We start from the raw sequence: 12,886 nt of genomic DNA on the forward strand, positions 1-12,886 counted from the left end.
CCTATCGTATTATTCCGTCAGAGGTTAAAATATCGCTTTGCATTGTGATAACAAATGTCTTGGACGATCTTGCCGATCCAAGCCATATCGTTGGGCAACTCCCCATTTTTGATATCCTCACCGAACAAGTTGCACAGGATGCGTCGGAAATATTCGTGCCTCGGAAATGACAAAAAGCTTCTCGAATCGGTCAACATCCCGATAAAACAACTGATAAGGCCCATATTGGACAGCGTGTTCATCTGCTCGATCATGCCGTCTTTTTGGTCTAGAAACCACCATCCGGAACCCCATTGAACCTTTCCCCTGACACTTCCGTCGTTAAAATTGCCGATCATGGTGGCCATCATGGCGTTATCGCTTGGGTTGAGGTTGTAGAGAATGGTTTTTGTGAGTTTGTCCTTACCGTCGAGGGTATCGAGAAACTTTGAAAGGTTTTGGGCCTGGGGATAGTCCCCTATGGAATCCCATCCCGTATCGGGGCCCAATACGCTCAACATTCGTTTGTTGTTATTTCGCAATGCCCCCAAATGAAATTGTTGCACCCAACCGTACTCGTGGTAGGTTTCGGAAAGAAAGAGCATCAGCGCGCTTTGAAATTTGGCATTTTCCTCGGCCGTAACGGTATGGCCTTCCCTTCGTTTTGTAAAAATGGCGTTGATTTCACCGGCGGTAAAATCCTCCGCATATAAATGCGCCAGGCCATGGTCGCAAAGACGGCATCCATTTTCATGGAAATAGCCGATTCGCTTCTTAAGCGCGTCGCAAAGTTGGTCATACGTGGCAATGGTACTGTCCGTCACGTTCTCAAGACGGTCTAAATACGCATTATACCCTTCGCTATCGATTAAAATGGCCTTGTCGGGCCGAAATGCGGTACTTACCTTGGTAACAAAGTTGCTTTTTCCCAACTGCTGGTGGTATTCCAAGGTATCGATGGGGTCTTCGGTCGTACACAATACCTCCACGTTCATTTTGGAAATCAGCTCCCTGGCACTGTATTCAGGGGTCCGCAGCTTTTCGGAGGTCTCCTCGAAGACCGCATCGGCGTTTTTGTCGGACAGGAGCCCATCTATCCCAAAATATCGGCTGAGCTCCATATGCGTCCAATGGTACAACGGATTTCTCATTGTATAGGGAACGGTATATGCCCACTTGCGAAACTTCTCTTTGGGTGTAGCTTCGCCGGTAATATAGGCTTCATCTATACCTAGGGTACGCATGGCCCGCCATTTGTAATGGTCGCCGTCGATCCAGGCGGCCGTTATCGATTCGAAAACCTTGTTTTCGGCCAAGGCTTTTGGTGACAAATGGTTATGGTAATCGATTACAGGCATTTGCGCAGCAAAATTGTGATAGAGTTCTTGTGCATACTTGCTTTCGAGCAAAAAATTATCGTTAAGAAATTCGGTATTTGTTGACATTATAAATATATAAGCTGTTCCAATTTTGGAATATATGATTTTTTAAGCCTGCATTTCAATAAATCTGCAAGGTTTTAAAAATAGGTTTCTATTTGCGTTTAAACAAGAAAAAAGATAAAGAATACAATCGTTGCCCCTATCGTGCATCCGCTAACAAAAAAGATAAGATCGGCATCTTTTAAGAAAACTATAACGAAAGGATTTTTTCTATTTCCGGGCTCCGAAGTACATTGAAAAAAAAATTAACCATGAAAGAACTAGAAGGAAAAGTAGCATATATAACAGGGGGGTCAAAGGGCATCGGCTACGGGGTGGCCGAAAAGTTGCTGGCCGCGGGCATGAAAGTGGCCATAAGCGGTCGTACCCTAACAACCGTTGAGAAAGCGGCGAAATCGCTCGGCGCGGAAGATCGGATTATGGCCTTGGCCTCGGACGTTTCAAAGCTTGGCGACGAGGTGAAGGCCGTTCAAAAAATCATGGACAGATGGGGCCAGCTCGATGTAGTGTTGGCCAATGCCGGCGTGGGTCATTTTTCACCCATAGACGAGATGTCGGAGGCCGAATGGCATCAAATGATCGACACGAACCTGAACGGTGTCTTCCATACCCTTAAGGCCTCGGTCGAGGCCCTGAAAAAATCGAAGGGATACTATATGACGTTGGCAAGCCTTGCCGGCACCAATTTCTTTGCTTCGGGTGCCGGTTACAATGCCACCAAGTTCGGGGTGGTCGGCTTTACCCAAGCCGCCATGCTAGATCTTAGAAAGTACGACATTAAGGTTTCTACCATTATGCCCGGATCGGTGGCCACCCATTTCGCCGGCAACGAACCTGACGAAAAGGATGCTTGGAAAATTCAACCGGAAGATATCGGGGAGTTGGTAATCGACCTATTGAAGATGCATCCGAGGACCTTGCCGAGCAAAATCGAGGTTCGGCCTACCCGACCCGATAAAAAATAGGCCAACACCTATCAAAAAGCCGGGAAGAGCTATTTTTCCCGGCTTTTTTTATATAGACGGGATACTTATACTTCCTTTTCCGTAAACGGAACCTTTACATTGCATATTTCCAATATGAGGCGCTTCAATTCTTCGGAAAACAGGGCCAAGGTATCTTGGGTTATCAGATAGTCCTTTTTTTTGCGGCTCGTCCTACTCTCTTTGGTAGCGAACCTCAGGAGGCCCGAACCCAGGTTCTTAAAGGTAAAAATACCCGATTCAATGGCAGAAATGGGCTCATGTGCATTGTACATCAAGGCATAACATAGCAATTGAAACGCCTTGCTATATTCGTAATCGCTTATCAATTCACCCCACTCGACGACCTCTACCTGCCCTTGGCTTACCATGCCCGTTTTATAATCGATGATGCGAAGAACCCCATCGCGTTCGTCAATTCGGTCGAGTTTTCCCTTAAGCCTGACGGGAAAATCGACTCCGTCGATATCCAGCTCGGCATTGAGCTTTTTTTCCAACGCCAGTATCTTGACCTGGTGCGCTTTGGTCTCCCTGATTTCCAAATCGATAAAGTTCTCGATATAACGCAAGACCACATTGTAGGCAATAAGATTTTTGCCCTTGCCAATATCACCTTCCAAATAGGTTTTTGTAAAGTGTTTTTTGACCAGGCCGGTAATTCTACCCTTTGCCTCCAACAAGCCCTCTTCGGTCAGGAAACGATTTACAAAAGGGGTATAGAGCTCTTCGAGCGTATCGTGAACGATGGTTCCGAACGTATTGGCGGCAATGGTTTCCTCTACCTCAAGAACATCGTCAATACCCAACAAATTACGCTTGTAAAAATCTATGGGGTTTCTAATATAATTGCTCAGGGAGGTGGGCGAAAAACCTTTTGCCGCGTGCTCCTTGATCAAGGACAACAAATGCCCGTTCTTTTGGACGGTTTCGAGCGGCCGTACCACCGTGCCTATAGTCGGGGCCGCTATGGTCTCTTTGATCTCGGGGTATTTGTTCGCGTCGGTCAACAACTGGCTGATCAACCTGCTGCGTTCGCCGCCCTCGAGCACATCGGGTTCGGTATTATAGAGAATGTAGACGTTTTTTGCACGTTGCAGCAAACGATAAAAGTGATAGGTGTAGACGGCGTCCTTCTCCTTGTAGGTAGGTAGGCCCAAGCGCACCTTAAGATCAAAGGGAATAAAAGAGTTGTTCGATTTTCCGGAGGGAAGGATTCCTTCGTTGACCGAAGTGAGGATTACGGTCTCGAAATCGAGGTTTCTGCTCTCCAACATCCCCATAATTTGGAGTCCCTCCAAGGGCTCGCCCTGAAAATCGAGGGACTCGGCACTTAAAAGATCGCGATACAGGGCCTGTAACGATTTTAAATCGGTAATAAAGGGGTGTTCTTGAACCAGTTCGTCCAACTGGTTGAACAAGGTATAGAACTTGTACAGGTACTCCAGTGCCAATGCATCCCTTTTTTCATCGAACTTCTCCCTTAGGGCCAAAACAAGTTCGGTGCACCGTTTGAGAAAATCCGTTGGCGTAGGATCATGTTCCGAAAAGATAAGGGACGTATACTTGTTATCGATAAGCTTATCGAGCCTGTCAGCATCCAAATAGGCCATGTTCATGGTCCTAATGGTTTCCAGGGCATTGGCAACCCCATCCTGGCCCGGGCGGTTAAAGAGCACCTGTACATACGGATGGCCCAGTACCGACTCAACATTTCTGTGAAACCAACTTCGGCCGCTTCGGGAAATATAGAGGTCGAGAAACTGATCGAACAAAGAGGCCAAGGGCGTTTTGTCCAAGGGGTAGCCCATGGTAATATTGATCCCCTTTACCTCGGCCGGAACCGAGTTCAACAGGGCATTCATCAACGACTCATCACCCAGGACGACCGCGGTATTTTTCAATGCATCGGGAGACTCCCTATGGATTCGGCCGAGCAGTTCACCGGTGTACTTCGCCTGAGAAACGTTCTTTGGAATCCCAATTATTTCAATGTTCTTTGGAGAACGATAATTATTGCTGATCCCTTTGGGGCCGGTGTTCTTAAAATAGGGCCAATTCTTCAAATGCTGTCGAATGAACAAACTGGCGTCGTGCACCGGATCTTCAAGGAAATAGGAATCCAAATCCCAATATATATCAGCGTCGACGCTAGCAAGGGTCTGTTGTATAATTTGGCTTTCGGCGGTATTCAGGGCATTGAAGCCCACAAACAAAAAGCGTTTGCCTTTATGTTTCGCGAGATAATCGGCCAAGGCATCGCAAGCCCTGCGATAGACCAATCCTTGGTGGCCTAGGCCTTTGTCCAGTAGTTTGTCGTTGAATGAATGGTAAAAGGCCTCAAGATGGTTCCAAAACTTTAGATAGTCGGCCATCATTTTGGTCTTGTTTTCCTGCAAGGACCAATGATTGATTTCCTGAATGGCGGCCAAGTTCGAAAACAGCTGTGAGGTATCTACGAGATACCTGTCGATCTCATTAAAATCCTGTAAGAGGGTCTGGGCCCATTTCGAAAAGCCATAGAAGTCGTCCTTTCGCTCCAAGGGCTGCTCGAGGTAGGCCTCGTACAAAGTAAACAGCTGTTGGGTACTGCTGGCATAGGTTAGTCCGGAAACCTCTTCGACAAAGCCTTCGATACTATAGATCTCCGGCGCAAAAATGGCCGAAGCGGTATTTTGGGCAATGGCCTTCTTTAAAAACGTACCGGCCCGTTTACTGGGCAGAATGAACACCAAATGCTCGAAAGGGTACTCCTTCGAGGAAATTTCACTGACTATACCTTCTAAAAAACTCTGCATAGTCAAAAATAAAAAAGCCCCGACAAATGTCGGGGCTTTAATTTATTTAGTTGGGTGATATCCTTACTTTACCAAGTTGATCTCAACCCTTCTGTTTGCTTTTCTACCACTAGCCGTGTTGTTTGAAGCGATTGGCTTGTCTTCACCGTAACCTACAGCTGACAACCTGAACTCCTCGATTCCTTTGTCTACCAAGAACTGCTTAACAGCAAGGGCTCGCGACTCGGAAAGGCTTTGGTTCAATTTCTTGCTACCAACACTATCAGTGTGACCCTCTACGGTAAACTTGGCAGTTGGGTACTCTTTCAAGATAGTGATGATGTCTACCATCACAGCGGTAGATTCAGCTTTGATTGAAGACTTACCGGTATCGAACAAGATAGTCCTAGCGTATTCGTTCAATTGTTTTTGAACTTCCTCGGTAACTTCTGGGCAACCTTGGTTAGCTACTGTACCGGCAACTTCAGGACACTTATCATCTTTGTCCAATACACCGTCATTGTCGGTATCGGGCCATGGGCATCCTTTGTTTTCGGCAGGACCTGCTTCGTTAGGACACTCATCGTCGCCATCGGCAACACCGTCACCGTCGGCATCAGGACAACCGGCCAAGTTAGCTAGACCAGCAACGTTTGGACATTTGTCATCTTTATCGGCAACACCGTCACCATCGGCATCAGGACAACCGTTCATTTCAGCAGAACCAGCTTCGTTAGGACAAGCATCCTTGCTGTCCTCGATTCCGTCGCCGTCAGCATCAGGACAACCGTTGAAGGCCTCTAGACCGGCAACTTCCGGACAAGCATCGTCTTTGTCATAAACACCGTCACCATCGGTATCGGTTCCGCCGAACTTAACGGCGATACCGGCCATGTGCTGCCAGTGCTTGGCAAGATAATCTTCAAAAGCATGCTTGTAAGAAGTCTGTACGGTAAGACCGATATTGTCGGTAAACCAGAAGTTGATACCAACTCCTCCGTTGGCCGTACCGGCTCCGATTTCGTCGATCCAAGTGTAACCACCACCGATTTCGATGAAAGGATCGATTACAGTACCTTCTATGAAGTTATATTTAATTGTACCATCTATAGCGTAGTGAGAAAGGTCATCAACACCTACGTCCCCCAACTTGTCAATTTTGTTCAAAGAACCTCTCGCTCCAACGGAGAAACCGCTGCCCACGTACTTTGACACACCAACATAAGAGATGGAGGGAAGAATGTTCCAGTGGTCGGTCGCATTGAAAAGCTGACTACCGAAACCGCCATCGTCACCTGTCGGGTACGTGTCTATGGCATTAACCCCAAAACTAACCTGCCAAGGGTTATTCTCGTCTTGCGCTTGTATGTTGTTAGCCCCCACAATTAGCAGGACAACAACCAATAATTTGCTAAGATGTTTCATGTTCAAATTTTTAAGTTTAAGTGTTTATTAGCTGCAAATGTAAGTTGTTAAATATTATTAACAAAATCAATTTCCTATTTTTTTTAACGCTTTTTATAGGATAAATAGTACACTTAAACGATTTTTAAAGACTTACCTACTTCGGTAAAAGCATCTATTGCCCGGTCTAAATGCTCCTTTTCGTGGGCCGCCGACAATTGTACGCGAATTCGGGCCTTACCCTTGGGAACAACCGGGTAAAAGAACCCGATAACGTAAATCCCCTTGTCTAACAGCTGCCTGGCCATTTCCTGGGCCAACTTGGCATCGTATAGCATTATGGGTACTATGGCCGACTCCCCGTCTACAATATCGAACCCCGCCTTTTTGATTCCCGCCTTAAAATATTCGGTATTTTGCTGCAGCTTGTCGCGCAGCGAGGTATCGTTCTCCAATAGCTCGAACACCTTTATGGAAGCCCCAACGATGGCGGGGGCCAGGGAGTTGGAAAACAAGTAAGGCCTAGACCGTTGCCGCAAAAGCTCAATGATTTCCTTCTTTCCGGTGGTATAGCCCCCCATGGCACCGCCCAAGGCCTTGCCCAAGGTACCGGTAATAATGTCGATTCTACCCATGACCCCCTTTTCCTCGAGGGTACCCCGACCGGTTTCACCGATAAAGCCGGCGGCATGGCATTCGTCTATCATGACCAGGGCATCGTATTGGTCGGCCAGGTCGCATATGGCATCAAGGGGCGCCACCAGCCCGTCCATGGAAAAAACCCCGTCGGTTACAATGATCTTAAAACGGGCACCATCGGCAACGGCTTGCTGCAATTGTCTTTCAAGATCCGCCATATCGCTATTGGCATACCGGTATCGCTTGGCCTTACACAACCTAACGCCATCGATGATGGAGGCGTGGTTGAGCGAATCGGATATAATCGCGTCCTCAGCGGTAAGCAAGGGCTCGAACACCCCTCCATTGGCATCGAAGGCCGCGGCATACAATATAGTATCCTCGGTTTGATAAAAATCGGCGATTTTGGCCTCCAGTTCCTTATGAATGTCCTGGGTGCCGCAAATAAAACGCACCGACGACATGCCAAAGCCATGGGTGTCCATGGTATCCTTGGCCGCCTGTATGACCTCGGGATGCGATGACAGCCCCAAATAGTTGTTGGCGCAAAAGTTTATGACCTCCGTTCCGTCGGCCAATTTGATCTCCGCGCCTTGGGGCGAGACAATGATCCGTTCCTCTTTGTAAAGACCGTCGTTCTTGATCTGGTCCAGTTCACCTCTTAGATGTTCTCTTATTTTTCCGTACATATATTATATGGTATCTGTTAAAGTACTGCTCTTGGATTAAGGTATTATTTATATGGATAGGACACGTGTCAAAAATAGAAAATAAGTAGGTTGTACTATAACCTATAAATTGAATATTATGAAATCTAAATTATTGGGAATTGCCGCTTCACTAACGCGGAACAGAAAATATACCTTGGCCCTGGTCGGCGCACAATTTGCCTATTTGGGGTACAAGTATATAAAGCAGGGAAAAAGGAAAAAGGAAAAAAACTAGACCAACTCTGTTTCCACACCATCATTTATATAAACAAGAATTCTTTTTACCACCCTATACCCCATGCCCTCGAGAATGTCGGAATAGCGGTACAACTGTTCCCTATACCTCGGATCGGGCCTACCCGTCTTGTAGTCGATAAGCACAGCTCCGCCTTCGGCAAGAACAATCCTATCGGGCCTGAGTATTTCACCTGTGGGCGTTATGATATCCCTTTCGTTCCTTACCACTAGTCCCTTTTGGTAATAGCGGCCTATTTCGGGGTGGTCCAAAATGGCCCTTAAACTCTTCTCGAATCCATTGCGTTCCCCGCGTGCAACGATACCCTTGGCAACCCCTTGGTCCAAGGCATCCTCCAAATCGTCCTTGGTCTCTATCAGCCCAAGGATGTAATGCATACGGTTACCTTGCACCAAGGCCTCTTGGCGCTCGCTGTCCCACAACATACCCGCTTGGGTCAGGATCCTGAAGGCCGGCCTGTCTTTGTGCGTCGGTCCGTAACTTACCTTGTTCTCATGGACAGGAGCGGCCTGGGAGGTGTTTTCGGCGAGTTCGCCAAAAGCATATGTAAGTTGGTCATCGTTCCACAGGCCCTTGCGTTTAAGAAACTCGATAAAAAGCCCGGAATAATGATCTACCTTGTGCTCCCCTGTGGAGGTCAGGTCTTTTTCACTGATGACGAACAGGCCTTTTTCGGCCCGGGTCAAGGCGACATACAAAACATTAAAGGAATCGAGCTCCATCAAATGTTCCTCTTCCAAAAAACGGCGCTCGGCCTCGGGCCCATACAATGCGATTTCCTTTTTTTCATTGACAAGAACCTCATCAAAGCCGTTAAACACTTTGGGGTCGAGAGGCAACCACATTTTCTTCTTTCCTGCCAAGCGCTTATACACGTTGTCGTTCGCAAATGGGAAAATAACAAAGGGAAACTCCAGTCCCTTCGATTTATGTATGCTCATAATACGTACGGCGTCCATGGTATCAGGGGCTGTCACGCTCAAGGTATTTTTCTTCTTTTCCCAATACTCCAAAAAGGTATGGATGCCCCCGCCTTCCTTCTTCTCTACCTCCAAAATTTCATCCAAAAAATAAACGACATAGGCATCGGAATCGGGAACCAGGGCAAATTGGCGAACGGCCAGCTCGACCCCGTCGTAGACCGAGATTTGTTTTAAGGTCTCTAAATTAAAATCGAACTTTGATAAGAAGAGATGCGATATCCTGTCCAAATTATCATAAATAAACCGGTGTTTATCCGTCTCGTCGTCGGCTAGGAAGTTGAGCAATTCGTAGGCCGCCTCCTTGTTGTTGCCGTCAACGGCATACTTGAGCAGGTTGACCAGAAAACGGACTTTGTCGCTACTGTTCAACAAGAGGCTTTCCGACGATAGGGTAGGAATGTGGTTCCGGGTGAGGAAATTGGCCAGAAAAACACCGTCCTTATTGCTTCGCACCAAGACGCAGATTTCGCCGTATGCGTACTTCCTTTGCCTAATATCAGCGATCAACCCCAAGACCTCGTTGCCATAATCATCATTCTTGTCGGTCGTGCCGTCCGTATCGAGAAACGTAAGCTGGACGATACCCCCTTTTTTGGCATTAATTCCCTGCCGGTTGCCCTCGACGAACATGTTGCTATACAGTTCGTTGTTCAAGAACGGACTTGTAGCCGTAAAAAATTCGTTGTTAAAAGTTACTATTTGGTCGTAACTTCTGTAGTTGACCGGAAGCGAATACGTATCGGGCGAAACGACAAAGGGATTATCGGCACGTGTCACCAAGTTTAAGAATTGTTCGGCCCTGCCTCCCCGCCATCGGTATATGGCCTGTTTGGCATCGCCAACCAGGAACAAAGACCCCCTGTTGCCCTTAAGGTCTTCACTTTCCAGGGCATTGCCGATGAGGGGTACTAGGTTGTTCCATTGCAATACCGAGGTGTCTTGAAACTCATCGATAAAATAGTGCCGGTACTTTTCACCCAAACGCTCGTAGATAAACGGGGCAGGCTGATCTTTGATTTCCTTCGATATGAGGGTATTGAACTCCGAGATTATCAGCTGGTCCCGCTCTTGCTGCAAGGTTTTCACCTCGTGGCGGATGGCATTCAAAACCGTTAACGGAACGATATTACCGTAGGCATTCTTTAGAAACAACAGGCGATAAAAATCCCTTTTTATACGCGAAAACAGGGCTACGAACTGCGGATGCAATCGGTCCAACACGGCCTTTATGTGGTCGGGAGCCGATTTGTTGTAGAGGGCCTGGGTTTCAAAGTTCTGTTTCCAACCGGCATTAAAATCGATTGCAAAATCCCCCTTGGCGATTTTGAGCATAAAGTTCGGAAACGAACTTCTCGTAAAGTCGGTATACTCCAAGCCATGGTCGTCGATCAGGTCGAGGGCACCTTCGGCGGCCGCCACCAATTCGCCCTCGATCGCCTTTTGTTCTTTGCGCAAAACCGATTTTAGCTGTAAGAAATCGTCTATGTCCTTGTCCTTTAGCTTTTCGAGGTGTTCGATATGGTTTTCGTTAAAAATAAGTCCGCCGATGTTCAACAGGTCGTAGGTAATGTCCCAACTTTTGTCCCCGTCAATTTTTTCAAGGGCAAAATCGAGCAGTACCCGGGTCAGCTTGGTATCGGACCCGGCCTTTTGGAGCAGGCGGGCCACCGCCTCGTCCAACAACAGGTCAACATCGAGGACAACCTCGAAGTTCAAAGGTATTTGAAGGTCTCTTGCAAAGGTCCGTATTACCCGATGCGTAAACTTGTCTATGGTAGAAATATCGAAAAAGGCGTAGTTGTGAAGAATATCCTTGAGGGTTTCTTTCGAACGTTCGCGCAAATCGTCGACGCCAAGCGAAAGTTCTTCGCAAATGGCACGAAAAAGGGCGGGGGCCTGTTCGAAGTCGACCACTTTACCGAATTCGAAAAGACTGCTCAATATGCGTGTCTTCATTTCGTTCACCGCCTTGTTGGTGAACGTAATTGCGAGTATTCTTTTATACCCTCCCCTTTGTTTCAGTATTATTTTCAGGTACTCTTTGGTAAGGGTATGGGTCTTTCCCGATCCCGCTGAAGCATTGTATATTTTAAAGGGAACCTCTTGCAAGTGCTTTTTTGTGCAAAATAAGGATTCTATTAGAGTTCTTAACAAATTATTAAGGGATTTTGTTTGTTAAAAAACGTACTTTTCACCTTACTAATTATTAATCTAAAAACTAAGTAATATGGCTTTTGAACTACCAAAATTACCCTATGCATACGACGCGTTGGAACCCAATATCGATGCGCGTACCATGGAGATTCACCATACGAAGCACCACAACGGTTATACCACGAAATTGAACGCCGCCATCAAAGGCACCGATTTGGACGGAAAATCCATTGAAGACATTCTTACGAACCTCGATATGTCGAACAGTGCCGTTAGAAACAATGGAGGCGGTTTTTACAACCACTCGCTTTTTTGGGAGATCATGTCGCCCAACGGCGGGGGGCAACCCTCAGGTGAGCTAGCCGATGCCATTAACGATGCCTTTGGCTCCTTTGAGGCCTTTAAGGAAAAGTTCAGTAGTGCAGCCGCAGGCCAGTTCGGTTCGGGCTGGGCTTGGTTATGTGTACACAAGGGCGGCAAAGTAGAGGTTTGCAGTACGCCCAACCAAGACAACCCCTTGATGCCGGGCGTAGATTGCGGCGGGCAACCTATTCTTGGTTTGGATGTTTGGGAACATGCCTACTACCTCAACTATCAGAACAAGCGTCCGGAATATATCGATGCTTTTTTCAACGTTATCAATTGGGATAAGGTCTCCGAACTTTATGCGAACAACAAGTAAGCGATAACAACAAGTCAAAAAGCCCGATAGCCATTGTGTTATCGGGCTTTTTTATTTTCAATTTCGGCCATTGGGCCCGTCATTTATAAACAGGCCGAACCCTTGTTTTTACAAATAGAAAAGGGCGGAGAAATCTCCGCCCTTTTCGTCCCAAATCTTACCATAAACTTAACCTACTTATGCTATGGCAGCACTAAAATACTGGTATTGTGGGAAATAAAAAAAGAAATTTTGGAAATTTTAGGTCTTTTTTCAACAAATGGAGTAAAAAAAAGTCTTAACACCGTGAAATCGTGGGATTTCGAAAAATAAAAAGGCGGAGCAATGCTCCGCCTTTTTCCCCAAATCTTACCATGAACTTAACCTACTTATGCTATGGTCCTCCAAATATAGAGCGATCACTTTCGTTTCAAAAAGGTTTTAGATTAACGAACGTTTCCGTGGTCGAAATGCCAAATCTGCCAATTCTTCCTACAACCTTTGAGCGTTTAAAAAAATTTCGAGTAACAGTACCTCTGTGTTTTTACGGAAAAAGGGACGAAAATAAAAAGGCGGAGCAATGCTCCGCCTTTTCCCCAAATCTTACCATGAACTTAACCTACTTATGCTATGGTCCTCCAAATATAGAGTGCTTATTCAGCGCATTAAAAGTTCCTTGTTGAACGGTACATAAACTAGGTTAAAGTGTCGTTCGCTGGCATATACCTGTTGTGCGCAATAAAAAAGGTGGGGAAAACCCCACCTTTTTTGCCCCAAATCTTACCATGAACTTAACCTACTTATGCTATGGCAAGCCTAAATGTATATATGCCTGATTACGATGCGTGCAAAAAAACGGTATACAACTTAGATGATCGACAAACTACCTTAATCTGAGCAT

Annotated in this window: 8 protein-coding genes; 3 read left to right on the forward strand and 5 right to left on the reverse strand. The window is 46.5% G+C overall.

Annotated elements, in window-relative coordinates:
* Positions 1-17 precede the first annotated feature (17 nt).
* Positions 18-1,424, reverse strand: a complete 1,407-nt coding sequence (gene uxaC, locus BUB37_RS01545) for a glucuronate isomerase (protein WP_072987360.1) — start codon at positions 1,422-1,424, stop codon at positions 18-20.
* A 248-nt stretch (positions 1,425-1,672) separates the two neighbouring features.
* Here uxaC and BUB37_RS01550 point away from each other — a divergent pair, with 248 nt between their 5' ends.
* On the forward strand, positions 1,673-2,386 hold the full coding sequence (locus tag BUB37_RS01550) for an SDR family oxidoreductase (protein ID WP_072989643.1): 714 nt from the start codon (positions 1,673-1,675) through the stop codon (positions 2,384-2,386).
* Positions 2,387-2,451: 65 nt separating this feature from the next.
* On the opposite strand, the gene BUB37_RS01555 is transcribed toward BUB37_RS01550, so the two are convergent.
* From BUB37_RS01555 to kbl, 3 genes are all read right to left on the reverse strand, one after another.
* Positions 2,452-5,199, reverse strand: coding sequence for a PD-(D/E)XK nuclease family protein (locus BUB37_RS01555; RefSeq protein ID WP_072987378.1), 2,748 nt, complete (start codon positions 5,197-5,199; stop codon positions 2,452-2,454).
* Between the two features lie 63 nt (positions 5,200-5,262).
* Positions 5,263-6,603, reverse strand: a complete 1,341-nt coding sequence (locus BUB37_RS01560) for an OmpA family protein (protein ID WP_072987381.1) — start codon at positions 6,601-6,603, stop codon at positions 5,263-5,265.
* Between the two features lie 113 nt (positions 6,604-6,716).
* Entirely contained in the window at positions 6,717-7,910 is a 1,194-nt protein-coding gene (kbl, locus tag BUB37_RS01565; RefSeq protein WP_072987384.1) for a glycine C-acetyltransferase, read from the reverse strand.
* Between the two features lie 118 nt (positions 7,911-8,028).
* On the opposite strand from kbl, the gene BUB37_RS21550 reads away from it, so the two are divergent.
* Complete coding sequence (locus tag BUB37_RS21550) at positions 8,029-8,166, forward strand: hypothetical protein (RefSeq protein ID WP_170863099.1); 138 nt, start codon at positions 8,029-8,031, stop codon at positions 8,164-8,166.
* Here the strand turns inward: BUB37_RS21550 and BUB37_RS01570 are convergent.
* Positions 8,163-11,279 carry a UvrD-helicase domain-containing protein gene (locus BUB37_RS01570; protein WP_072987387.1) on the reverse strand — a complete coding sequence of 1,039 codons (3,117 nt, stop codon included), beginning with the start codon at positions 11,277-11,279 and terminating at the stop codon, positions 8,163-8,165. The genes BUB37_RS21550 and BUB37_RS01570 overlap by 4 nt on opposite strands.
* Positions 11,280-11,397: 118 nt before the next feature.
* Here BUB37_RS01570 and BUB37_RS01575 point away from each other — a divergent pair, with 118 nt between their 5' ends.
* Positions 11,398-12,006 (forward strand): superoxide dismutase, encoded by a 609-nt coding sequence (locus tag BUB37_RS01575; protein ID WP_072987390.1) that lies wholly within the window; start codon positions 11,398-11,400, stop codon positions 12,004-12,006.
* Positions 12,007-12,886: the final 880 nt, after the last annotated feature.

The sequence above is a fragment of the Pseudozobellia thermophila genome (genome assembly GCF_900141855.1).
Classification (GTDB): domain Bacteria; phylum Bacteroidota; class Bacteroidia; order Flavobacteriales; family Flavobacteriaceae; genus Pseudozobellia; species Pseudozobellia thermophila.